Source organism: Bradyrhizobium sp. 190, from assembly GCF_023073415.1.
In the GTDB taxonomy this organism is placed as follows: domain Bacteria; phylum Pseudomonadota; class Alphaproteobacteria; order Rhizobiales; family Xanthobacteraceae; genus Bradyrhizobium.
In genome coordinates, this window is sequence record NZ_JADPJL010000012.1 from 231,964 (window position 1) to 253,287 (window position 21,324).

The 21,324-nt window shown below is 63.5% G+C and carries 25 protein-coding genes and 1 tRNA gene; 11 read left to right on the forward strand and 15 right to left on the reverse strand.

The genetic code is table 11. The features are described from left to right. The first annotated feature begins 11 nt into the window (after positions 1 to 11). Positions 12 to 839, forward strand: a complete 828-nt coding sequence (locus IVB22_RS10155; RefSeq protein WP_247517847.1) for a substrate-binding domain-containing protein — start codon at positions 12 to 14, stop codon at positions 837 to 839. A gap of 33 nt (positions 840 to 872) precedes the next feature. On the opposite strand, the gene IVB22_RS10160 is transcribed toward IVB22_RS10155, so the two are convergent. Then, positions 873 to 1,124 (reverse strand): hypothetical protein, encoded by a 252-nt coding sequence (locus tag IVB22_RS10160; RefSeq protein ID WP_247517196.1) that lies wholly within the window; start codon positions 1,122 to 1,124, stop codon positions 873 to 875. A 180-nt stretch (positions 1,125 to 1,304) separates the two neighbouring features. Between IVB22_RS10160 and IVB22_RS10165 the strand changes: the two genes are divergently transcribed. Then, positions 1,305 to 1,649: a hypothetical protein gene (locus IVB22_RS10165; RefSeq protein WP_247517197.1), complete on the forward strand. Its 345-nt coding sequence runs from the start codon at positions 1,305 to 1,307 to the stop codon at positions 1,647 to 1,649. A gap of 76 nt (positions 1,650 to 1,725) precedes the next feature. On the opposite strand, the gene IVB22_RS10170 is transcribed toward IVB22_RS10165, so the two are convergent. Continuing rightward, entirely contained in the window at positions 1,726 to 2,772 is a 1,047-nt protein-coding gene (locus IVB22_RS10170) for a lytic transglycosylase domain-containing protein (protein ID WP_247517198.1), read from the reverse strand. Between the two features lie 373 nt (positions 2,773 to 3,145). Here IVB22_RS10170 and IVB22_RS41565 point away from each other — a divergent pair, with 373 nt between their 5' ends. From IVB22_RS41565 to IVB22_RS10185, 3 genes are all read left to right on the forward strand, one after another. Next, positions 3,146 to 3,346 carry a hypothetical protein gene (locus IVB22_RS41565; protein WP_308200394.1) on the forward strand — a complete coding sequence of 67 codons (201 nt, stop codon included), beginning with the start codon at positions 3,146 to 3,148 and terminating at the stop codon, positions 3,344 to 3,346. A 265-nt stretch (positions 3,347 to 3,611) separates the two neighbouring features. After that, positions 3,612 to 5,402, forward strand: a complete 1,791-nt coding sequence (locus IVB22_RS10180) for a peptide ABC transporter substrate-binding protein (protein WP_247517200.1) — start codon at positions 3,612 to 3,614, stop codon at positions 5,400 to 5,402. Between the two features lie 19 nt (positions 5,403 to 5,421). After that, complete coding sequence (locus tag IVB22_RS10185) at positions 5,422 to 5,802, forward strand: iron chaperone (protein ID WP_247517201.1); 381 nt, start codon at positions 5,422 to 5,424, stop codon at positions 5,800 to 5,802. Between the two features lie 287 nt (positions 5,803 to 6,089). On the opposite strand, the gene IVB22_RS10190 is transcribed toward IVB22_RS10185, so the two are convergent. Next, positions 6,090 to 6,174 (reverse strand) — tRNA-Leu (locus tag IVB22_RS10190). 170 nt (positions 6,175 to 6,344) lie between these two features. On the opposite strand from IVB22_RS10190, the gene IVB22_RS10195 reads away from it, so the two are divergent. Beyond that, positions 6,345 to 6,881 carry a disulfide bond formation protein B gene (locus IVB22_RS10195; protein WP_247517202.1) on the forward strand — a complete coding sequence of 179 codons (537 nt, stop codon included), beginning with the start codon at positions 6,345 to 6,347 and terminating at the stop codon, positions 6,879 to 6,881. A gap of 124 nt (positions 6,882 to 7,005) precedes the next feature. Here the strand turns inward: IVB22_RS10195 and IVB22_RS10200 are convergent, their stop codons facing one another. Further along, complete coding sequence (locus IVB22_RS10200) at positions 7,006 to 8,091, reverse strand: AbrB family transcriptional regulator (RefSeq protein ID WP_374207501.1); 1,086 nt, start codon at positions 8,089 to 8,091, stop codon at positions 7,006 to 7,008. A 247-nt stretch (positions 8,092 to 8,338) separates the two neighbouring features. On the opposite strand from IVB22_RS10200, the gene IVB22_RS10205 reads away from it, so the two are divergent. Next, positions 8,339 to 8,836, forward strand: coding sequence for a hypothetical protein (locus IVB22_RS10205; RefSeq protein WP_247517204.1), 498 nt, complete (start codon positions 8,339 to 8,341; stop codon positions 8,834 to 8,836). Positions 8,837 to 8,877: 41 nt separating this feature from the next. Here IVB22_RS10205 and IVB22_RS10210 read toward each other — a convergent pair whose 3' ends face one another. Next, positions 8,878 to 9,474, reverse strand: a complete 597-nt coding sequence (locus IVB22_RS10210; RefSeq protein ID WP_247517205.1) for a TetR/AcrR family transcriptional regulator — start codon at positions 9,472 to 9,474, stop codon at positions 8,878 to 8,880. 96 nt (positions 9,475 to 9,570) lie between these two features. Here IVB22_RS10210 and IVB22_RS10215 point away from each other — a divergent pair, with 96 nt between their 5' ends. The 4 genes from IVB22_RS10215 (at position 9,571) to IVB22_RS10230 (ending at position 12,074) form a co-directional block, all read left to right on the forward strand. Beyond that, on the forward strand, positions 9,571 to 9,996 hold the full coding sequence (locus IVB22_RS10215; protein WP_247517206.1) for a thioesterase family protein: 426 nt from the start codon (positions 9,571 to 9,573) through the stop codon (positions 9,994 to 9,996). A gap of 5 nt (positions 9,997 to 10,001) precedes the next feature. Beyond that, positions 10,002 to 10,481: a PaaI family thioesterase gene (locus IVB22_RS10220; RefSeq protein ID WP_247517849.1), complete on the forward strand. Its 480-nt coding sequence runs from the start codon at positions 10,002 to 10,004 to the stop codon at positions 10,479 to 10,481. 99 nt (positions 10,482 to 10,580) lie between these two features. Then, positions 10,581 to 11,366 (forward strand): sulfite exporter TauE/SafE family protein, encoded by a 786-nt coding sequence (locus tag IVB22_RS10225; RefSeq protein ID WP_247517850.1) that lies wholly within the window; start codon positions 10,581 to 10,583, stop codon positions 11,364 to 11,366. 30 nt (positions 11,367 to 11,396) lie between these two features. Further along, the gene (locus IVB22_RS10230; RefSeq protein WP_247517207.1) at positions 11,397 to 12,074 is read left to right on the forward strand and encodes a DsbA family protein; all 678 of its coding nucleotides are present in this window, start codon (positions 11,397 to 11,399) and stop codon (positions 12,072 to 12,074) included. A gap of 74 nt (positions 12,075 to 12,148) precedes the next feature. Here the strand turns inward: IVB22_RS10230 and IVB22_RS10235 are convergent, their stop codons facing one another. The 10 genes from IVB22_RS10235 to IVB22_RS10280 all read right to left on the reverse strand — a co-directional run bounded on the left by IVB22_RS10235 (position 12,149) and on the right by IVB22_RS10280 (position 21,275). Continuing rightward, complete coding sequence (locus tag IVB22_RS10235; RefSeq protein ID WP_214493635.1) at positions 12,149 to 12,355, reverse strand: hypothetical protein; 207 nt, start codon at positions 12,353 to 12,355, stop codon at positions 12,149 to 12,151. A 54-nt stretch (positions 12,356 to 12,409) separates the two neighbouring features. Continuing rightward, positions 12,410 to 13,264 carry a hypothetical protein gene (locus tag IVB22_RS10240; protein WP_247517208.1) on the reverse strand — a complete coding sequence of 285 codons (855 nt, stop codon included), beginning with the start codon at positions 13,262 to 13,264 and terminating at the stop codon, positions 12,410 to 12,412. Positions 13,265 to 13,272: 8 nt separating this feature from the next. Continuing rightward, complete coding sequence (locus IVB22_RS10245; protein WP_247517209.1) at positions 13,273 to 14,610, reverse strand: hypothetical protein; 1,338 nt, start codon at positions 14,608 to 14,610, stop codon at positions 13,273 to 13,275. A gap of 118 nt (positions 14,611 to 14,728) precedes the next feature. Then, complete coding sequence (locus IVB22_RS10250) at positions 14,729 to 15,802, reverse strand: phospholipase (protein WP_247517210.1); 1,074 nt, start codon at positions 15,800 to 15,802, stop codon at positions 14,729 to 14,731. Between the two features lie 15 nt (positions 15,803 to 15,817). Further along, the gene (locus IVB22_RS10255; protein ID WP_247517211.1) at positions 15,818 to 16,789 is read right to left on the reverse strand and encodes a S1C family serine protease; all 972 of its coding nucleotides are present in this window, start codon (positions 16,787 to 16,789) and stop codon (positions 15,818 to 15,820) included. A 160-nt stretch (positions 16,790 to 16,949) separates the two neighbouring features. After that, a complete protein-coding gene (locus tag IVB22_RS10260; protein ID WP_247517212.1) occupies positions 16,950 to 18,467 on the reverse strand; it encodes an AMP-binding protein in 1,518 nt (505 codons plus the stop codon). 352 nt (positions 18,468 to 18,819) lie between these two features. After that, on the reverse strand, positions 18,820 to 19,146 hold the full coding sequence (locus tag IVB22_RS10265; RefSeq protein WP_247517213.1) for a hypothetical protein: 327 nt from the start codon (positions 19,144 to 19,146) through the stop codon (positions 18,820 to 18,822). 167 nt (positions 19,147 to 19,313) lie between these two features. After that, positions 19,314 to 19,871 (reverse strand): HNH endonuclease, encoded by a 558-nt coding sequence (locus tag IVB22_RS10270; protein WP_247517214.1) that lies wholly within the window; start codon positions 19,869 to 19,871, stop codon positions 19,314 to 19,316. Positions 19,872 to 20,171: 300 nt separating this feature from the next. Beyond that, positions 20,172 to 20,801, reverse strand: a complete 630-nt coding sequence (locus IVB22_RS10275; RefSeq protein WP_247517215.1) for a LysE family translocator — start codon at positions 20,799 to 20,801, stop codon at positions 20,172 to 20,174. 48 nt (positions 20,802 to 20,849) lie between these two features. Next, complete coding sequence (locus IVB22_RS10280) at positions 20,850 to 21,275, reverse strand: nuclear transport factor 2 family protein (protein WP_247517216.1); 426 nt, start codon at positions 21,273 to 21,275, stop codon at positions 20,850 to 20,852. Positions 21,276 to 21,324 lie beyond the last annotated feature (49 nt).

The window sequence follows — 21,324 nt, forward strand, 5'->3', positions numbered from 1 at the left end:
TACCCATGAACATGCTCACGCGCCGTTTGCTGATTGCGGTGACCGCCAGCTTCGTATTCGCAGGCCACGCCGTCGCCCAGGACAAATCGATCGTGGTGGCCTCCACCACCTCGACGCAGGATTCCGGCCTGTTTGGCCACATCCTGCCGATGTTCAAGGCCAAGACCGGCATCGACGTGAAGGTGGTGGCGCAAGGCACCGGACAGGCGCTCGACACCGCGCGCCGCGGCGATGCCGACGTGGTGTTCGTCCACGCAAAGCCGGCGGAAGAGAAGTTTGTAACTGAGGGCTTTGGCGTCAAGCGCTACCCCGTGATGTACAACGACTTCGTCCTGGTCGGCCCGAAGAGCGATCCGGCCGGCATCAAGGGATCGAAGGACATCGTCGCAGCACTCGGCGCGATCAAGGCCAAGGGCGCCGACTTCATTTCGCGCGGCGACAAGTCCGGCACCCATCAGGCTGAGCTCAACCTCTGGAAGGTCGCGGGCGTCGACATCGCCAAGGACAAGGGCCCCTGGTACAAGGAGATCGGGCAGGGCATGGGGGCCGCGCTCAACACCGCGTCGGCCTCCAACGCCTATGTGCTCGCCGATCGCGGCACCTGGCTGTCGTTCAAGAACCGCGGCGATCTCGTGATCGCGCTCGAAGGCGACAAGCGCTTGTTCAACCAGTATGGCGTCATGCTGGTGAATCCGGAAAAACATCCGAGCGTCAAAAAGGATCTCGGCCAGCAGTTGATCGACTGGCTGGTGTCGTCGGAGGGCCAGAAGGCCATCGCCGACTACAAGATCAACGGCGAGCAGTTGTTCTATCCCAACGCCAGCGATTCCGGCGCGTGATGCTGGCGCGGCTTTCGGTTGCCCTTGCGGCTCTCATGATCGGTCCGGTGCAATAGCGTTGCAATCACCGGTCTGCGCGCGCGTGTCGGCCTTGATCGCAGGCGCTGCGATCTCGATTGCAGGCTCTGCAATCAATCGATAGGTCGGCACCCACGCCGTATCCCAATTCTCGAGAGTCGCGCCGCAAGCCGTGCATTCAAAACTGTCGATCTCGCGCGAAGGCGCCATCGCTTCGGTGCGATGATAGATCGCGCCACATCTGCACTGTCGCTGCTTTTCGATCATCGCAGATCTTTACGTCCGCGCGCATGATCGAACAACGCTACTCTCGTCGCAGAATCTCGTCGCAGAAGCGTTCATCTACATGAACATTCGTTCAAGCAACGAGTACGGTCTTTATGTCGCACGCCGGAACGTCACGCGCGCCGGCCGGTTAGCCCCGACACGTTTCACTGGAGTTCGATGATGAAGAAGTTAGCTATCGTGTTTGCCGTTGGTGCCGCCGCTCTGATGGGAGGTTCCGCGGCCTACGCCGCCGACAACGCGGTGAAGTCGCCATCCTCGACGGATACCACGCAATCCCGGATTGCTCCGCAATCCTCGACCGACATCAGCGCGCAATACCGCCATCGCCACTGGCATGGCCATCACCATGGTCATCGCCACTGGCACCACCGTCATTACCGGCCGCACTACGGGAGCTACAACTACTACGCCCCGCGCCGGCACGGCTACTACGGTCCCCGCTACTATGGCGGCGGACCCGGTATCACCTTCAGCTTCGGCAGCGGCGGATATCGCGGCTGGTAGTAGGACAGGCTGACGAGACAAGGAAGCCCGCGCGCGCCGCGGGCTTCTTTCGTTTCGGGCAGCTTGATGGCAATAGCTACAATTCCCGGGCCGCCCTCGATGACTTGGTCCGGCCAACGGTAGAAGATTCCGACGCGAGGCGCACAGCGGCTTGTTTCCCCCGCTTGCGCGCAGATCCCTTTGCTGCCAGCAGCACAGCGCGGGCTTTTGTCTTTCGGTATGTCGCACTGGCATGTCGGGCCACCGAACGTGCCGCAACGCGCAGTTTGCTGGCGGTCGCGTTCTTCCGTTCCTCGGCTTCGCCAGCTTCCGCCTTGCGCACCATCGCGCTGGCGGAAGGTGTCAGGTCGACATTCACGGCGGCGATCTGGTCTTGCCGCGACAGGCCACCGACGCCTTCGCACGGCGCCTTCTGTGGCAGATCGGTCGGCATGTGGACGGTACTCTCTTCGTCAGTCCATGCCTCGGCCTTGTGGCCGGTGATGATCTTGACGTAAGCGCGCGTTTCCTTAGGGAGCGGGCCGCGCCGCGAAAGCCACTTCTCGATTCTGCCGCCGCCCGCATTATACGCTGCCGCCGCAAGCCCGAGATTTCCGAACTGATCATGAAGCTTGCGAAGAAATTTTGCCGACGCAGGGATCGCCTGCAGCGGATCGAATGGGTTTCTCAACCCCATTTCGACGGCCGTTCGCGGCATAAATTGCGCGATGCCCTGCGCGCCCGCCGAACTGACTTCTTCGGACCGAAACCTGCTTTCCTGCCAGAGCAGGCGCACGAAAAATCCGATCGGGATATCGTGTTCCTCAGCCGCGGTCTTGACCGCTTCGCAGATCGGGTGCGGTGACGCGGACTCGTCGTTGACCGAGGCCGCTGCATGAGCAGCAGCGTCCGCTGCCGTTGCCGTCTCGTGTGGCGCGGCTACGACGTTTGTCGTGTCGGACCCTTGCGAAGACTCAACCGACGCGGTCACAGTTCCAGTCTGGGAATTCGATGTCGTGGCAGGTTCCGATTTCGCTTCGGCAACAACGAAAGATGGTTCCGTCCATACCGACCTGATGTTGGAACTTTCAAAATCCATCGTGATCACGAACGCAGCAATCACGGCGGCGAAAAGATATCGCATCAATTTCCATCCATGTGGTGAAGGCCCGCCGGATAGAAGTCGGATGTGGACATTTCGCGGATGAACTGCGGCAGCGCTGTGTTTTCTTGACCCGTAGTTCTACCGTGCACGTCACGAGTTCCCCGGCTCGTCCTCAAACGGTGACGCGCTGATCGAATCCGCTTTACCCGCTGCGGCAGTAACCTTCAGCTTCGGCACCGGCGGCTATCGCTGGTGAGAGAGGTTGTTGAAGGAAAGCGAAGAGCGATACGGTTTCTTTGTGTGCTCGATCGATGACGACGTGTCATTGATCGATGGCGCCAGCGGCTGGATCGGTGTACGCATGAACACGCGCCGGCAGCGTGGCGCCAATCCCTCTGTTGAAAGAACCAAAATGAGCGAGCGACTTGAAACGCTGAACAAAGCCCGTGCACGCATGGTCGAGGACAGGGACGCGCATGCGAAGGTGCTGGCCGCTCCTTTCGATCGCGACAAGGCGGAACGGGCCCGCAACAAGTTCATCGAGATTCAGATGCTGATCGACGCCCTGGACCGCGCGATAAGTGGAGAGGGAGGCGTCGCGCTAAAGAGCTGAGCCTCGGGGGCGTGGGGCGGATTGGCGCCGAAGGCGTAATCCGCCGCTCCAGCACGCGAAGGCGTGACGTGTCGATTGAGTGCACTGCCACCATAATTCCCATTGCCTGCCGGCGCCGCGTCACCTTGTCTCGGTTGGACTTGGCAAAAACGGACTTGGCATGACGCGATGACCCGTATCCTGCTTTGACAGGTTCGCGCCGACCTGATCCATTTCCCTTATCGAGCGTGACCAGGCATTCACCACCAGTGAGGGAGCCGGCTCCATGAAAGAGCGGGAACTTCGAGACCTGATTGCAGACGTCAAGACCGGCCGGTTGTCGCGGCGGGAATTTGTCCAGCGAATGATTGCCGTAGGCCTTTCGGCGCCGATGGCCGGGATGATGCTGAGCCAGTCTGGGGTTGCGATGGCCGCGACGGCGCTTCCCTACAAGCCGACCAAGGCCGGCGGCGGCGGCGTGCTGAAGCTGATGTATTGGCAGGCCGTGACCCTGCTCAATCCGCATTTCGCCGTCGGCACCAAGGACCAGGAAGGCTCCCGGATCTTTTACGAGCCGCTGGCGGGATGGGATGGCGACGGCAATTTGGTGCCGATCCTCGCGGCCGAAATTCCGAGCAAGGAGAATGACGGGCTGGCGGAGGACGGCCGCTCGGTGATCTGGAAGCTGAAACGCGGCGTCAAATGGCATGATGGCATGCCGTTCACATCAGACGATGTCGTGTTCAACTGGGAATATGCCAGAACGCCGGAGACCGCGGCGGTCTCGATCGCCAACTACAAGGACATCACGGTCGAGAAGATCGACGACTTCACCGTCCGCCTCGTTTTTGCCAAGCCGACGCCATTCTGGGCCGATGCCTTTGTCGGCAACTACGGCATGATCATCCCAAAACACCTGTTCAAGGATTACGTCGGCGCCAAATCGCGCGAGGCGCCGAACAATCTGAAGCCGGTCGGCACCGGCCCTTATATGTTCGTGGATTTCAAGCCGGGCGATATGCTCCGCGGCAAGATCAATCCCAACTACCACGTCGCCAACCGGCCGCAGTTCGACGAGGTGGAGGTCAAGGGCGGCGGCGACGCGGTGTCGGCGGCGCGCGCGGTGCTGCAGACCGGCGAATATGACTATGCCTGGAATATGCAGGTCGAAGACGAGCTCCTGTTGAAGATGGAAGCCCTCGGAAAGGGCAAGATCAGCATCACGCCGTCAGGCAATGTTGAATTCATGCAGCTCAACTCGACCGATCCCGCGGTCGAGGTCGATGGCGAGCGCGCCAGCATCAAGACCAAACATCCGCTGTTCAGCGATCCGGCCGTGCGCCAGGCCGTCAATCTGCTGATCGATCGCGCCTCGATCGAGAAATTCATCTATGGCCGCACGGCGCGGGCCACCGCGAACTTCCTCAACAACCCGGAACGCTTCCGGTCGAAAAACACCAAATTCGAATTCAACATCGAGAAGGCCAACCAGATCCTCGAGGCCGCGGGGTGGAAAAAAGCCGGCGACGGCATTCGCGCCAAAGACGGCAAGCCGCTGAAGTTCGTATTCCAGACCTCGATCAATGCGCCCAGGCAGAAGACCCAAGCCATCGTCAAGCAGGCATGCCAGAAGGCGGGCATCGACGTCGAACTGAAGTCGGTGGTGGGATCGGTGTTCTTCTCTTCCGACACCGCCAATCCCGACACCTACACGCACTTCTATTGCGATGCGCAGATGTACAACACGACAATGCCGCAGGCCGATCCGCAGTTCTTCATGAACCAGTATGTGTCGTGGCAGGTAGCGAACAAGGACAACAAGTGGCAGGGGCGCAATGTCTCGCGCTGGCAAAGCCGGGAATACGACGAGATCTACAAGCAGGTCGAACGGGAGCTCGACGCGGTGAAGCGCGCGGCGTTGTTCATCAAGCTCAACGACCTCGTCGTGTCAGACAATTACATCCAGCCCATCATCTCCCGCACCCGCGTCGCAGCCCTCGGCGGCAAGCTGACCGCGCATATCTCGGGCTGGGACAACGATCTGTGGCAGCTCGCGAGCTGGTATAGGGAAGGATGAGATACGGCGCTTGCCTTGAATGTCACGCCAGCATAGGCCTGCTCTGACCATGTTTGCTGATCACGACGCCTACATAGCTGAGGCTCCTAAAGACCTTCGCCCTCTGCTGGTTCGATTGCGCGCTGAACTTGCGCGCGCGCTGCCTGACGCCGAAGAAGTCATCGCCTATAAAATGCCAGGGTTCAGGATCGGACAATCCATCATCGCGGGTTATGCAGCGTTCAGTAAGCAATGCGGCCTCTATCTACCTCCTTCCGTCATCAAGTCGCATGCCGACGACATTGCCGCGGCCGGGCTCAAGTCTACCAAGACTGGCGTCACCTTCTCGCCGAGCCAGCCAATCCCTGACGGACTCGTTAAGAAACTCGCCCTGGCTTCTAGAAGGGATCAGAATCTCTGAGAGTCCGTTTGGGCGTTTTCAGCCCAATTGAAACAGCGAGTTGCGTCCGCTTCGCCTGCGAAGCGCCCATCGGACCGCCGCAGTAGAATCCCAAGTTGTCGGCGGCAAACGGCCGACCGGGCGAGAGCCTGCTTGGTCAGCCTGCGGCCAGGTCAACACGCGATCGAGAATTTCCCTAACCTGCTCTTTGGTCATGACGAGATGATAGCAAATTCGTCGTGCGCGCGCCGGCCGGTCTCCAGACGGAAGGTCGGCCTGCCGAGCCGAAGCTGCGCAGCAGCGAAGGCTGGTGCCCCTGGCCGGAATCGAACCAGCACTCCTTGCGGAACTCGATTTTGAGTCGAGCGCGTCTACCAGTTCCGCCACAGGGGCCTTCGGTCGCTGGGCGGAAGCCCGGTGCGGCGAAGCGGGCGGAATATAGCGGGCGGCCTGCGCGGGTCAACCCGCGCGGATGTGATTGTGGCGCGTCTCGACACTTCCGCGGCGACGGGATAGGACGGCTGTTGCCTGTTTGAGCATGAATTGTGCTCCGGAGAACGTCCGTGACATCTGAAGCCGCCCATTCCCCGTCCGCGCGCTATGCCGCCGATCCGGCGGCCGTTGCGGCGCTGGCGATTGCGGCCGTCGCGGCAGCGACGCTGGCGGGCGCCTGGTTCTTCGAGCTCGTGCTGGATATCCGGCCCTGTCCGCTCTGCCTCGAGCAGCGCTATGCCTATTATCTGGCGGTGCCGCTCGCCCTCGTGGTGGCGTTTGCCGCCTCGCGCGGGGCGCCGCGGCCGATGCTGCTGGCTGGCTTTACGGTGCTTCTGCTCGCAGCGTTCGCCAATGCCTGGCTCGGCGGCTATCACGCCGGCGTCGAGTGGCAATTCTGGCAGGGCCCGACCGATTGCTCCGGCCCGGTCGCCAATCTCGGCAGCGCCGGCACGCTACTGCAGCGGCTGGACACCGAGAAGGTGATCCGCTGCGACGAGGTGCAGTGGCGCTTCCTCGGCCTCTCGCTCGCCGGCTACAACGTGCTGATCTCGCTGGCGATGGCGGTGATGGCCATGTGGGGCATCGTGTCGGCGAAGCGGGCGTAGCTCCGCAATTCGTAGGGTGGGCAAAGGCGCGTTAGCGACGTGCCCACCATCTATCACCGATCGTTCTCTTGATGGTGGGCACGCTTCGCTTTGCCCACCCTACGAATTCGCAATGACGGCCGCCTCAATCGTCCACGTCCTCCTGCGGCCGTCCGAACAAATGCACGATGCCGGGCGTCGTGATGGACACGAACACGAAGCGCGACAGATGATGGGCGCCGACGAAAATCGGATCGATATGCAACGTGAGCGCCAGCGCCAGCATGGCGTCCATCGCGCCCGGGGCGAACGCCACGACGACGTCGGCGAAGCGCACAGTGGTGCTCAGCACGATCACCGTGACGAAAACGGCGGAGATGGCAATGGCCACCGCAAACGAGCCCAGCCCGGCATTGATGTGACTGAGCAGGGTTGACTTGCTGATCCGGGCAAAGCGCGTGCCGATCACGGCGCCGATGCCGACCAGCGCCACGCCGCGCATCCAGGGCGGCAGGCCGCCCTCGATCAGGTCGGTGCCGTGCAGCACGGAGGAGGCGATCATCGCGCCGAACATCCAGCTTGCCGGAAATTTGGCGAGCCGCAGCAGCAGCGCGACGGCAACGGCAGCGGCCGCCAGCACGGCGAGTTCGACCGGCGAGGCGATCAGGCTCGCCACCTCTACTGGCGCCGTCGACGCAATGCCGGTCAGCGCCAGCAGCAGCGGCAGCGCCGCGGTCAGGATGATCACGCGCATGGTCTGCACCACGGCGATCGCCGCGACATCGGCGCCCTTCTCGGCGGCGAGCATGGTGATTTGCGACAGCGCGCCGGGGCTTCCCGCCAGCAGCGCCGAGGTCTGGTCCCAGCCGTGGAAGCGCTGCAGATAGAAGCTCGAGCCGAAGGTCGTGCAGAATGTCGCGAGTGCCAAGAGGCCGATGGTCAGGGGATAGGCGCTCATGTGCTGGATCAGTTGCCGCGACACCAGCGAGCCCAGCGTGATGCCGAGCAGCACCAGCACGGCCTGCGTCAGGACCGGCGGCATGGTGACCGGCCGCCCCGACAGCGCGGCGAAGCCGACGGCGACCATCGCGCCGGAGATCAGCCCGCCCGGCAGGTTGATCCACAGAAACAGCAGGCCGCCGGCGGCGCCGATGACGAGCGTCTCGAGCGTGCCAAAAATTTTGGCGCGGTCGGCAACGGCGGAGGATATCGATGCAGGGATCAGGCTCACGCCGCCTTATGGCAAATCCGCCATCGAGGTACAAATGCGTCACGCGATTGCAGCAATGCAGGGCCAGCGCTGCACAAGGCCTGCACAAACGTCCCGCCGCGCCGGCTGAACGCGGGCTGAATGCGGAGGCGGATCGTTCATCTTCGCGTCACAAAAAATTTTACCGGAGAGGTCGCCCGATGCGTTGTCGCAAGCTGAGGTTGCGCTAGGATGGGAGGTGCAGATGACTACCCCACGGAGACCAAGGATGACTATTCAAGCAAAAATACTGGGCGCGATTGCGATGTCGGGTTTGGCTGCGTTTGCGACGACGTCGCAGGCGAATGCCCTGACCGCGCAGGAATGCAGCGCCAAATACCAGGCCGCGAAATCCGCCGGAACGCTCGGCAGCCAGAAGTGGAACGACTTCCGGAAAGCCCAGTGCGGCGCCGACGCTGCCGCTGCGCCGGCGGCAGCGGCCCCCGCAGGGGAGCCCAAGGAAGCCGCCAAGAAGGAATCCAAGAAGGAAGCCAAGGAAGCTGCGAAGGAAGCTGCGGCGCCTGCCGCGCCGTCCGGCCCCGCGGTCTATCCGAACGCCGTCGATCCCAAATATTCCAAGGAGACCGCCGGCAAGGCCCGCATGCACACCTGCGTGGATCAGTACAACGCCAACAAGACCACCAACGCCAATGGCGGCATGAAGTGGATCCAGAAGGGCGGCGGCTATTACAGCGAATGCTCCAAGAAGCTGAAGGGCGCCGCCTAAGCAGCAACGGAGGCGGGCGCGGCCGGATGCTTCGGCCGCGCCTACACTCCGCGGAGCAATGTCTCGGCCGATTTCGCCACCAGTTGCGCACGCTTGCGGGGGCCCCGTTCGAGAAACAGCAGGCTCTGTCCGAACACGAAGCAGTAGAACAGGAACGCCTGCGCGTCGGCTTCCTCAGCCACCAGGCCGGTGGCGCGGTAGAGATGCCCGACATTCTTCAGCCGCGCCGCATCGACGCTGGCCACCGCGTTGGCGGCAATCTCGTCCGAGCGAGCCCATTGCCGGATCGCGAGCTCAACCGCCATGCCTTCGGTATTCATCCGCTCGGAGTAAAGCGCGATCAGCGCCTTCAGCCGTTCGCGGGCCGTGGCGCCGTCGAGGCTGGTCTGTTTTTCGATCGCGGCGATGCGGCCCTCGCTCCAGTGCTGCAGCATGGCCTCGAGCAGGGCCGCACGGTCGCGGAAGCGGCGATAGAAGCCGCCTTTGGTGACGCCGAGGTTTTTTGCCAGCACCTCCACCCGCACCCCCTCGACGCCGGACCTGGCGATTTCCTCAAGGCCGGCTTCGATCCAGCTCTCGCTACGCACCTCGCCGGTTCGCGCCTCTCCGGTTCGCGCGTCTCCCTTGGCATCGCTCATGGTCCAGCCTCACCGATTCTTGATACGGTACCGTATTGCTAACCCGGGCGGGGTTTGATACGCTACCGTATCAAGATTAAAAAGTGGGAGCGAACGATGGAGACGGACGCGACCTATCGCGGCACGGTCTATCCCTGGCAATGCGATCATGTCGGGCACATGAACATCATGTGGTATGTCGGCAAGTTCGACGAGGCGAACTGGAATCTGTTCGCAAGGCTCGGCCTGACGCCGTCCTATCTGCGCGGGTCCGGTCGCGGCATGGCCGCCGTGCAGCAGAACATCACCTACAAGCGCGAGCTGCTGGCCGGCGACATCGTCGAGGTCAGGAGCCGGCTCGTGGAAATCCGCGACAAGTCGATCCGCTTCATGCACGAGATGCGCAACGCCGAATCCGGCAAGATTGCCGCGACCTGCGAATTCGTCGGCGTGCACATGGACCGGCAGGCGCGCAAGTCCGCGCCGTTCGCGCCTGCGATCCGTGACGCCGCTGAAAAGCATCTCGAACCGGAATTGGCGTGAACCGCATGCCGCGCTTCCAGCCGAAGAACCCGGATTACCGCGCGATCGCGATTCACACGTTCGAGCAGCAGCGCGCGATGAAGACGCTCGGCATTTCGATCGCGCGGCTGGAGCCGGGCGAGGTCGATCTCAAGATGGACTATTCGCTCGACCTCACCCAGCAGCATGGCTTCATCCATGCCGGGATCATCACCGCGGGGCTCGATAACGCCAGCGGCATCGCGGCCTTCACGCTGATGCCGGCGGCGACCGGGATCCTCACCGTGGAATTCAAAACCAACCTGCTCGCGCCCGCACGCGGCGAGCGGTTCGCCTTCCGCGCCACCGTCGTCAAGCCCGGCCGCACGCTGACGGTATGCGAGGCCCGCGCCTATGCAACGCATGACGGGGTCGAGACCTTGATCGCGACCATGAGCGGCACGCTGATGGCGCTGTCGGCCCGCGAGGGTGCGGCGTCGCAGGGGAGGGAGCGGGCATCGACCTGATGCGCTGATCTCTGTTGCAGTGCAGCTTTGTGCTGCAGCCATGGCGATCTGGAGAAATTCCTTCTATGGTCGCGCCGTGCAACAGAGTCTTCCAACTTGATCATCTTCACCGCGCAAGGCGTGCTGGGACTGGCGTCGGGGATGCTGGTCGGGTTCTCGCTCGGCCTCGTCGGCGGCGGCGGCTCGATCCTCGCGGTGCCGCTGATGGTCTATGTGGTCGGCGTGGCGGAGCCCCATGTCGCGATCGGCACCAGCGCGATCGCGGTGGCCGCCAATGCCGCGATCAACCTGTCCAACCATGCGCGCGGCGGCACCGTGATCTGGTCCTGCGCGCTGATCTTCGCCGCCGCCGGCATGGCCGGCGCCTTCGGCGGCTCGATCCTCGGCAAGATGGTCGATGGTCAAAAACTGCTGGCGCTGTTCGCGCTGGTGATGATCGTGATCGCGCTGTTGATGCTGAAGACGCGTTCGCGAATCGGCCTGCCTGACGTCAAGGTCTCGATGTCGAACATGCCGGCCATCGTCGGTCTTGGTCTGGCGACCGGGACGATATCGGGATTCTTCGGCATCGGCGGCGGCTTCCTGATCGTGCCGGCCCTGATGCTGGCGACCGGCATGCCGATCATGAACGCGGTCTCCTCCTCGCTGGTCGCGGTCACCGCGTTCGGCATGACCACGGCCGCCAGCTATGCCTGGTCGGGCCTGGTCTCGTGGGCACTGGCGGGACTGTTCGTGGCGGGCGGCATCGCCGGCGGATTGGCCGGCACGCGTTCGGCGCGGCACCTCGCCGAGCGCCGCGGTGCGCTCAATATCGTGTTCGCCGTGGTCATTATTGCGGTGGCGCTCTATATGCTGGCGCGTAACATATCCCCATCTCCGGCGTAGACAGGGGATGCAGCCCTTCGCGAGACCCACATGAAGCGATCGAACAATCCGGCCGGGGCCAACCCGGGATGCACACGGCGTAAGGCGCTCGGCTTGCTTGGCGGCGGTGCCGCGCTGCTCGGCGCCGGCGCGGCGGCACGACCGGCGCTCGCGCAACGCAGCGACGACGTGCTGACCGAGGCGCTGGTGCTGCGCGACCCTGATGTGCCCTCGACCGGCAATCCCGACGGCGACATCAACATCGTCGAATGGTTCGACTACAACTGCCCCTATTGCCGCAAGATCGCGCCCGAGATCCAGCAGGTGGTGCAGGACGACGGCAAGGTTCGCCTGGTGCTGAAAGACTGGCCGATCCTGGGCGAGGTCTCGAAATTCGGGGCGCGGATGGCGCTGGCGGCGAAGTATCAGGACAAGTACATGGCCGCGCATGAGGCGATGATCGGCGTCAGCTCGAAATTGACCGAACCGCGCATTCGCGAATTGCTGGCCGGTGCCGGCATCGACATGGATCGCCTCAACCGCGACGCCACGGCCAACGCCAAGGCGATCGATGCCATCCTCACCCGCAACCACGATCAGGCGGTGGCGTTCGGATTCAAGGGAACGCCGTCGTTCATCGTCGGCAAGTTCCGCGTGCCGGGCATCCTGAGCATGGCGCAATTCGAGATGGTGATCGCCGACGCGCGCAAAGCGAAGAAGAGCAATTAGCGATCAGAAAAAACGCCCAGAAAAACGCCGTCGCGAATGACGACGGCGTCAATCCTGCGCTCCTGGCGCCTGAATTATTTCGACGAAATCTTGACCCATTCCTCATGGGTGCGCGTCTTCAGCGTCTTCCAGTCGGCTGCCGCCACATCCCAGTTGACGATGGTGCGGTTGGCCTGGGCGACCTGGCCGCTCGCGACGCTCGACGTCTGCATGGAATCGTAGACATAGACGCCACCAACCAGCAGCAGCGCACCCAAAATCATTCCGACAAACGTCTGCATGGCAATCCCTCCGTTGCGGCTGATAACGCAGTGCCCGGTGGATGGTTCCGCGGCCTACGAACGCACCTTGGCAGGCGCGGGACGGGGTGCGGTTGCGGACGGGACCGCCGCCGCTGCCGTCGCCAGATTGAGCGACTTCAATTCATCCGGCTTGAACACGAAGAGCTTGTCATGCGGCGTCTCCATGGCGTGCACCCAAACCTGCAGGTTGACGCCCATGTCGCCGAGATAGCGCTGGCAGCGCGCGGAGATATTTTGCGCCACGTTCATCTCGTCGCGCGGCAGGCCGCCTGCCGAACCGATCGCCGCCACCTGATGCACGCCGATGATCGCCTTGTCGCCGACGCGGCGCTCCACGCCGCCGGCAAACACGAGCGGGCAAGATGAAGCGCAGTATTGCCCAGGCTCGATCTCAGTCGCGAAATTGCGCTCGCGGATCAGCCGGCCCATCGCCAGTGCGTCAGCCACCGACCCGCCCGGCGAGTTCAGCACCACCGTCTTGATGTAGTCGCCACGCTTGCCGACTTCCGCGGCGAATGCTTCGGAAATCCCGGGCGTGATGGTGCCGGTCGCCATTAGCTTGCCGCCGCCGACTAATTCGAACGTCATCGGCTTGGCCATCACGCCATCTGCTTGCGGCCGCGATGTCAGTCGTTTGCCGCCGTCGGGCGTGAGCGGCGCCAGGATTGACGGCACGATGTCGGGCAGGTCAAGCGAAGGCGTATCCTGCCTTACCTCGGCCGCCGGATCGGTCGTGCCGATCCATCCGTTCATGCCGGTGAGATCGGCTGCGAGCACGACGATGGTGATAGTGACGACACTGCGAAAGATCCAGCGCAGGACCGCTTCGTCGGGATTGGCCGCAAGGAAAGCATGAACGCGCTGTCGAATCGTCGCGGATGGCTGCATGGCGCGACCTACTTGGTATGCCGTGCGGACGATAGCGGCATGACGTTTTCGTCGGCGGCAGTCGCAGCTTCCGGCGCTGGCGCCTCGGCAGGAGCTTCGGCGGCGTCGACCGGCGCCACGCGCCGCGCTTCCTCGACCTCGCGGGCCATCTGCAACGCCGCAACCAGTTCGCCCGCCGTCATGCCGGAGGCGCTGAAGGCCGGCATCCCCTCGCGCCGGATCGCGGCGTGCACCACGCACAGGATCAGCACCAGCACCGCCGGCATCAGGTCGATCGAGATCGCGCCTGCCCAGCTCGGAATGAAATCGCCGGCATAGCGAAGCACGGCTTCGGCGGGCGACATGGTCTGGAACCGAACCGGTTCGACGCGCGGCAATGCCAGGATCTTCTCGGCGGCCTCGGCGAGCGAAGCTGCCTGCGCTGCGATCGAGCTCTCGACCTTGCCGACCACGGCGGTCTGCCGGTCCGCGAGGTCGGTGGTACGGCCGCCCGCGGCCGGTGCGATGAAGCCGGATGCCAGGGACGTCGCCGCACGCTTGACGGCGGGCGCCACCGAGGTTTGCTGCAGGTTGGTGATCACGCCGCTTAGCGCCAGCGACTCGGTGGCGAAAGCGTCGCTGCGCGTCGAGATCGGCCCGCGGTCGGAAATCAGCTCGCGCATCTTCGCCAGATGCTTGCCGCCCTGTTCGAACAATGCCGAGACGCGCTTGCCTGACGCCTGGACCTCCTGGCCGAGACTGTCGAGCTGCCCGGACATCTGGGTCAGGAGTTGCACGACGGTGCCGGAGCCCGCGGTGCCCGTGAGCGAACCGGCACGCTCGGCGTCGGCCAGTCTGGAAAACCGTGACGAGGCGAGTTGGATATCCGGCAACAAGCCTTGCGCCGCGATGGCGTTGCTGTTGGCGGTATCGAGGTCACGGGTGTAGTTCTGCACCGTGATGGCGAGATGCTGCTGGATGGCGGCGGCGCCCGCCAGCGCCGAGGCGTTGAGCCATGACGACATCGCCACGATCATCAGCGATCCCAGGAGCATGCAGCCGAACATCAGGGCGCGGCCGGTGCGGTCGACCACATGCGGCATGAACTGCATGAGGAATACCCAGAAAGCGTAGATGCCGACCGACACCGCAACCGAATAGATCACGGCCGCGAAGAAGACCGTGGTCGGGCTGCCGTTGAGCAGTTCGCGGACGCCGAGATAGGTGTAGACGCCGGCCGCAAGCGCCAGGATCGCGGTGGTCAGTTTCATCGTGATTTCGAGGCGCGCGACGCCCTTCGAGAGAAGCAGCGAATTGGAGGCGCGCGCCGTGGCCGCCGGAGCGGCAAGGCCGTTGGTCGTGGGCATGACGTATCCTGTCCCGGTTCAACAAACCGTTCTGATCAACGCCCCCACGTTGTTTGCTAAGTCGTTCAACTCATAGAGATAAATTCCGACGAGATTGTGTCGGCCGGCGCCATGGCGGTCAGGCTTCGCCGCCCAGCCAGCTCAGGATCTCGGCATTCATCTCGCGCGGATAGGTATGGCTGAGATCGTCGAGCTCGCGATAGGTGACCTTGGCACCCGTGGCCGACAGCGCCTGGCTGGTCTGCCGCGCCACCTGCACCGGGAACATCCAGTCGAGCCGGCCATGCACGATATGAACGGGCAGGCCGCGCAGCCGGTCGGCATCGGCCATTTCCGCTATCAGCGGGTGAAACGTCGCCGCCACCGGGGCGAGGTGGGTAAAAGGCGAAGCGCCATCGAACCCCGTCACATAGCAGAAAGTGCCGCCGTCGCTCATTCCGGTCAGCAGCATCCGCTCCGCATCGATGTTCCATCGCAAGCGCACGGATTCCAGGATGCGCATCAGGTTCGGCGTATCGGTATCGTCGCCCATCAGCGCCCAGGTGCTGCCGGTGGCGGTCGGTGCGACCACGATCGCGCCGCGGCTGCGGGCGTCGCGCAGCCAGCTCCAGAGGAAGCCGCGACCATTGCCGCTGCCGCCGTGCAGCGCCATCACCAGCGGCCAGGCGCGGTCGGGCGTGTAATATTCCGGCACATATAGCGAGAAGCCGCCGCGGCTGCCGGGCTCGTTCTGATTGTGGAAGACGCCGGTGTTTTCGTTGGCCGGCGCCGCCAGCCGCGCCGCGAGATCGGCGTCGCCGCGCAGTGCAGGATCGATAAAGAACTGGTTCACCGGCGGCAATCTTGCCGACAGCGCATACAGCGCCTCCTGCGCGCGCGGTGCGTAGCGCAGCGCACGAAACAGGCTGACGAAATCGCCATGGCCGCTTTGCACGACGCGCAAGCCTTCGAACGCAGCGAGCGCCGCATCGCTTGCTGTTTCGAGCGGAATCTTGATGTCGGCGAAATTCGCGGGCCATTGCTCGAGCCGCGGCCGAATCGCGCGCAGCGCATCGTCCGGCTTGCCGGCCGTTGCCATCACGCGGTCGAAATCCGGCGGATTGAGGTAGCGCGCGATGAAGCCCAGGGCTTCCAGCGATTGCAACAGCGGCGGCAGCACGGCCACGATGTCGTCCACCACGGCCTCACTCATTACGCATTCCCTGTTCTAGTGTAACCGCGGCGCCTTCAACAGCTTGGCGCGGTCGGTCGAACTCAGCACCACGTCGAAGGTGACGCCCTCGTGGTAGACGGTGAGCGGCACGTCGACGCCGGCGGCGCCGAGCGACCAGAGCTTGCGATAGAAGCTGGTCTGGCTGGTGATCTTGTCGCCATTCACCGCGAGGATGACGTCGCCGGTCTTGAGTTCGGCGCGCGCTGCCGGTCCCTTGCTGGCGATGCCGACCACCACGACGCGGTTGTCGATTTCGGTAGTGTACATGCCGAGCCACGGCCGCGCCGGCTTGTTGACGCGGCCGAATTTCCTGATGTCGTCGAGCGCGGGCTTTAGCAGATCGATCGGAACGATCATGTTGACGTGCTCGGCCTTGCCCTCGCGCTCGCGCTCGAGCTGCAGCGAGCCGATGCCGATCAGTTCGCCGCGGCTCGAGATCAGTCCGGTGCCGCCCCAATTGGGATGGGCGGGGTGGGTGAAGATCGCCTCATCCAGCAGATATTCCCAATAGCCGGCGAATTCCTGCTTGGCCGCGATCTGGCTTGCCACCGAGCGCGTGCGCCCGCCGGCGCCGCCGACCACCACGCGGTCGCCGACTTGCGTGGCCACGGAAGAACCGAGCGGCAGCGGCTCGAGATCGAGGTCGCCAAGCGCCTGCACCAGGCCGAAGCCGGATTCGAAATCGAAGCCGAGCGTGTGGCCTTCCACGACGCGGCCGTCACCGCGATGCAGCCACACCGCTTCGGCCTCGGTGATGAGATAGCCGATGGTCAGCACCAGCCCGTCATCGATCACGACGCCATTGCCGGCGCGTTCGGTGCCAAGCGTCTCCGCGCTGAAGGCGTCAGATGGAATGATCGAATGCAGCCCGACCACCGACGACAGGGCTTTGTCGAGGTCGAAAGCGTAGTCGCCCGGGCGCGGCTGGTTTGCGGGCGGCACTCTCCATTCGGTCAACGAGGGCATGGATGGTCTCCTGGCGAGCCGGCGCGCTTCAAGGCGAGGAGCGCGCGGGGAATTCATGACAATCTATGCTGCAAACGGCCGTCTTGAAAGTGTCCCCCAAAATGGGCCGCCATGCGACTCATAAGAGGGCAGATTCACAATGTTCCGTCGCAATCGAGGATCATTCCGCGTTCGCCCGCGCCCGGGCCGGCATGATCCGGAAATCGCGGTTGCCCTTCAGCCAGCCAGCGCGTTCGTCGCGCAGCAAGGTACGGCGGACCTTGCCGGAATCGTCGCGCAGGCCGACGCCGGTGACCTCGAAGCTTTCCGGATGCTTGTAGCGGCTGAGCCGGTCGGCCAGGAACGCGGCCATGCCATCGGCAACCGCCTGCGCATCCGTGCTGCCGTCGAGTTCGAGAATGGCGTGCACACGCTGCCCGAATTCCGGATCGGGCAGGCCTACGACGACGCAGGAGCGCACCTCGGGATGTTCCGTCACCGCGGCCTCGACTTCCGCCGGATAGATATTCGCGCCGCCGCGCAGGATCATGTCGGCGAGGCGGTCGCTGAGATAGAGATAGCCTTCCGCATCGAGCCGGCCGATATCGCCGAGCGATTCCCAGCCGTCGGCTCGGCGCTTCGGCTCGGCGCCGAGATAGTGATAGGTGGAGCCGGCGCCGTCATTGGGCAGGAAATAGATCTCGCCGGTTTCGCCAGTGGCGACCTCGTTGCCGTCTTCGCCGATGATGCGCAGGCGCGCGGTTTCGCCGATCTTGCCGACCGAGCCGCGGTGTTCGAGCCATTCAACGCCCGATATGATCGTGGCGCCCTGGGCTTCGGTGCCGCCATAGAGTTCGTAGATGCGCTCGGGCCCCAGCCACTCGATCCATTTTTCCTTCAGCCATGGCGGCATCGGCGCGGCCATATGAAACACGATCTGCAGGCTCGACAAGTCGTAGCGGTTGCGCACCTCGTCGGGCAGCGCCCAGATCCGGTGCATCATGGTGGGCACGAAATTGACCCACTGTACCCGGCTGGCCCCGATCAGGCGCAAGCATTCCTCGGCGTCGAATTTGACGAGGCCGGTGACGCGGCCGCCGTTGAACAGCGCGGTGTGCGAAACGATGAAGGGGGCGTTGTGGTAGAGCGGGCCGGGGTTGAGCAGGGAAGCGCCGAGCGGCATGCCGAGCGCCGCCGGTCCTGCGGTATCGACCACGGCGGGCTTGTGATCGAGGATCACTTTCGGCCGACCGGTCGAGCCGCCACTGGTCATCGCTTTCCAGTAGCGCGCCACCGGATTGTTCACCGGTTCGTCCGAGACACCTTCGGGGACGAAATCGGCCGGCAGTGAGTTGGGCGCGTTCCAGTCGGGTTGGCCGCCGACCACCAGCGATGGCTTGAGGATGTCGAGCACGGCGGCAGCCTCGCCGCGCGGGAGCCGCCAGGTCAGCGACGTCGGCGTAGCGCCACATTTCCACACTGCAAAAGTGGTCTCGAAAAACACATTGCTGTTGGGCAGCCCGATGGCGACGAAATCGCCAGGCTTGACGCCCTTCGCGGCGAAGGCACGCGCGCGCCGGTTGGCGTTGCGTTCGAGCTGCTCCCAGGTGATGGCATCGGCGCCGTGACTGACTGCGATGGTGTCCTTCGGTTTTCGTTCGGCATACCAGCGCGGCACGTCGGCGATAGGAATGAGCATGGGGCGTTTCCGTTGGGGGCGTTGATGTCGCTCTTGCGTTCTGACGAGGCGGGCGCCTCGAAAGTATCGTGACAGAATTAGATGGCTGGGTGAAGTGAGCGTGTGCCTTCGCATGTGGGACCGGCGCGCAATGACGACATGGCGCTACGCCGGATGGAGTGCGGGCGGCGTTACGCTCACCAGCACCAATCAACTGGTCGCAGGACTTGTCGGCACCTGGATCACGCCAAGGCAGCCGGGTGGTTCAGGTGGTGATGGCGACGATGCAGGCTTGAAGCTGTGCTGGGCGGCGTTCCGTACCGACCCAATGACAGTGACCGATAGGATCCGTCGGTTCATCGCCGCAGACACATCAGCGCTTTTCTGCTCCGTGCAGTCGCATTTCCATGACGTTTACGGACAGACGATCGACATAGTATCGCTCAGCCGCTTCGATGTACTGCTCCCCAAAGGCGGCGCCTTCGACCTGCACAATAGCTTGGGAGGCTTTCGTTTTCTCGTCGTGGCAGGCCAGCGCCGCCAGGCGTGCGACTACGGGAGCACTTTCGGAGCTCTTGGAATATCGAACGGCTGCCGCGTCGGCGCAGGCTCGCCATTTCTCGATGGCCGGCTTCCACTCTTGCGCGGGCGCGGCCGTGGAGATCAGGGATCCTAACGCAAATACCAATAGCGTGCGCATGATCGCCGCTCCCGACGTTGTGGACTGCGCTTCGCCTCTCGCGTGTCTGGTGAGTATAGCCCAACCCGGTTCGTCGGGTAGGTGCGATTTGTGCCAAACTTTGGGACCAACATCTCTCGCCGATCCGCGCGAACCGCTCGACTTCCCCACCGAAGGCCGGCTGAAACTTACGGATCGAGCTCGGTGTCCCAATAAAGATAATCCAGCCAGCTATCGTGCAGGTAGTTCGGCGGAAACAATCGCCCGTTCCGATGCAACTGATGCACCGTCGGTGCGAACGGATGTTGCCTTGGAAACATCCGCGCCTGCTGCGGCGTCAGATTGCCCTTGCGCAGATTGCACGGCGAGCAGGCTGCGACGACATTTTCCCAGGTGGTTTGGCCGCCCTTGCTGCGCGGGATGATGTGATCGAAGGTGAGGTCGTCATGCGCGTGGCAGTACTGGCAGACGAATCGGTCGCGCAGGAAGACGTTGAACCGGGTGAAGGCGGGATGCGTGCTCGGTTTGACGAACGACTTCAGCGACACCACGCTCGGAAGCTGGATCTCGAAGCTCGGACTGTGCACCGCGCGGTCGTAGTGCTCGACAATGTTGACGCGATCGAGAAACACCGCCTTGATCGCGTCCTGCCACGACCAGAGAGACAGCGGGTAGTAACTCAGCGGCCGGAAATCCGCGTTCAGCACCAGTACCGGCCAACCGCCCTGCGAGACATGTGCGTTCAAGTAACGCTCCTGACCCCCATGTTAGCTGCGAAGCAGCATGCGCCTGCATACTACAGGCAGCGTGACGGGATTGTGAAGAGCGTTCCGGGGCTTATCCAGCGAAGGGAACGAGGGTCCACCGACCGGTGCCCGGAAAAAGCCTCGGTTCCTCACTTCGGCCATGCCGGATGTTTCTCAGTCAACCCATCGTGATAGGGGGCGGGACAGGCGATCTGCGCTCTGACGAGATGCAGGCACTCGCTTTCGATGGCTTCACGCAGGAGGCCTGAGTGACGAAGGTGGCTATCGTCGTATTGGCGTCTATGGCTTTGCGGCGCTGGTGACGAGCTTCAGACCCAGACCGAACATGACGGCGCCAGCCGCTCGATCAACCCAGGATTTGTACGACAGATAAGCCCGTTGCGGGCCTGACGACGAGAAGAGAAGGGCGACCAATGCATACCAGGCGGTCTCGACGAGAAACACGGCTGCAAGCAGCGCGGCAGCAAACCCCAGCGAAAAGGACGCGGGGAGAAAAGCGGCGAACACGCTTGCATAGACGATGGCGGTCTTCGGGTTGCTTAGCTGTGTTGTGAGGCCCAGCCAGAATGCACCAACGGGCCGGCTGCCTTTGCCGCTATCGGCTGTGGCCGCGAGAGGCTGCGGCGCAGATGTGAATATGAGAAAACCGAGATAGCAAAGGTATAGACCGCCGAGGACCTTGAGCCCTGCATAGAGTGCCGGCACGGCCAGCAGCACGCTCTGCAGCCCGAGCAGAGCAGCCGCCCCGAAGATGGCTCCCCCTGCGCCCATGCCCAACGCGGTGGCAAGCGCGCGGATTCTGCTGGATGCGACAGCCACGCGGGCCACCATCACGAAGCTGGGCCCGGGGCTGATCACCCCAACGCTGAGCGCGGCGACGATGCTGGCGAGCGCTGCAAGTTCTTGCATTGTGATCCTCCGGGGTGGCTTGCACGGGCTTGAGTGTAACGGGCTGGGCTACTCGGTGTGTGGCGGGGCGTCGACCGCCCAGTTCGGATCGGCGCCGAACGGATGATCCATGAAAAACACCCAGCTGCCGTCGGGCATCCGACGGTGAACCTCCATGCCATGGTGATGCACCTCGGTCGGCTTGCCGCTTTCGTCGATGCCCTTGATCAGCCACTGCGACCGCGTCATCGCAAAATCGCCGGAGACCGTCGTGTGGTGGGTCACGACATCCATGTGCGGCTTCAATCCGACATAGGCGGCCATCGTCTGGCGGATGCCGTCCGCGCCCCGCGCAATGCTGCTGCCGCCATGGACTTCGTCGACCTGAACGATCGAGGCGTCGGGGTGGTACATCGCGGCCGCGGCATCGACGTCCTGCGCATTGAACGCGCGTGCCAGCCAGAGATTGCAAAGTTCGGGGGACGGAGCTCCCATGGCTCAACTCCCATGTTCAGGGTTGATCGATCAGCGAATTGACGCAGCC

Bases quoted from the DNA above. Each gene is read 5' to 3' on its own strand.
- IVB22_RS10210 (WP_247517205.1), bottom strand. From the start codon at position 9,474: ATGAGCGATGCCAAGGGAGACGCGCGAACCGGAGAGGCGCGAACCGGC.
- IVB22_RS10250 (WP_247517210.1), bottom strand. From the start codon at position 15,802: ATGAGTGAGGCCGTGGTGGACGACATCGTGGCCGTGCTGCCGCCGCTG.
- IVB22_RS10165 (WP_247517197.1), top strand. From the start codon at position 1,305: ATGAAGAAGTTAGCTATCGTGTTTGCCGTTGGTGCCGCCGCTCTGATG.
- IVB22_RS10155 (WP_247517847.1), top strand. From the start codon at position 12: ATGCTCACGCGCCGTTTGCTGATTGCGGTGACCGCCAGCTTCGTATTC.
- IVB22_RS10170 (WP_247517198.1), bottom strand. From the start codon at position 2,772: ATGCGATATCTTTTCGCCGCCGTGATTGCTGCGTTCGTGATCACGATG.
- IVB22_RS10220 (WP_247517849.1), top strand. From the start codon at position 10,002: ATGCCGCGCTTCCAGCCGAAGAACCCGGATTACCGCGCGATCGCGATT.
- IVB22_RS10280 (WP_247517216.1), bottom strand. From the start codon at position 21,275: ATGGGAGCTCCGTCCCCCGAACTTTGCAATCTCTGGCTGGCACGCGCG.
- IVB22_RS10245 (WP_247517209.1), bottom strand. From the start codon at position 14,610: ATGCCCACGACCAACGGCCTTGCCGCTCCGGCGGCCACGGCGCGCGCC.
- IVB22_RS10205 (WP_247517204.1), top strand. From the start codon at position 8,339: ATGACTATTCAAGCAAAAATACTGGGCGCGATTGCGATGTCGGGTTTG.
- IVB22_RS10235 (WP_214493635.1), bottom strand. From the start codon at position 12,355: ATGCAGACGTTTGTCGGAATGATTTTGGGTGCGCTGCTGCTGGTTGGT.
- IVB22_RS10180 (WP_247517200.1), top strand. From the start codon at position 3,612: ATGAAAGAGCGGGAACTTCGAGACCTGATTGCAGACGTCAAGACCGGC.
- IVB22_RS10265 (WP_247517213.1), bottom strand. From the start codon at position 19,146: ATGCGCACGCTATTGGTATTTGCGTTAGGATCCCTGATCTCCACGGCC.
- IVB22_RS10215 (WP_247517206.1), top strand. From the start codon at position 9,571: ATGGAGACGGACGCGACCTATCGCGGCACGGTCTATCCCTGGCAATGC.
- IVB22_RS10275 (WP_247517215.1), bottom strand. From the start codon at position 20,801: ATGCAAGAACTTGCAGCGCTCGCCAGCATCGTCGCCGCGCTCAGCGTT.
- IVB22_RS10160 (WP_247517196.1), bottom strand. From the start codon at position 1,124: ATGATCGAAAAGCAGCGACAGTGCAGATGTGGCGCGATCTATCATCGC.
- IVB22_RS10255 (WP_247517211.1), bottom strand. From the start codon at position 16,789: ATGCCCTCGTTGACCGAATGGAGAGTGCCGCCCGCAAACCAGCCGCGC.
- IVB22_RS10230 (WP_247517207.1), top strand. From the start codon at position 11,397: ATGAAGCGATCGAACAATCCGGCCGGGGCCAACCCGGGATGCACACGG.
- IVB22_RS41565 (WP_308200394.1), top strand. From the start codon at position 3,146: ATGAGCGAGCGACTTGAAACGCTGAACAAAGCCCGTGCACGCATGGTC.
- IVB22_RS10185 (WP_247517201.1), top strand. From the start codon at position 5,422: ATGTCACGCCAGCATAGGCCTGCTCTGACCATGTTTGCTGATCACGAC.
- IVB22_RS10260 (WP_247517212.1), bottom strand. From the start codon at position 18,467: ATGCTCATTCCTATCGCCGACGTGCCGCGCTGGTATGCCGAACGAAAA.
- IVB22_RS10240 (WP_247517208.1), bottom strand. From the start codon at position 13,264: ATGCAGCCATCCGCGACGATTCGACAGCGCGTTCATGCTTTCCTTGCG.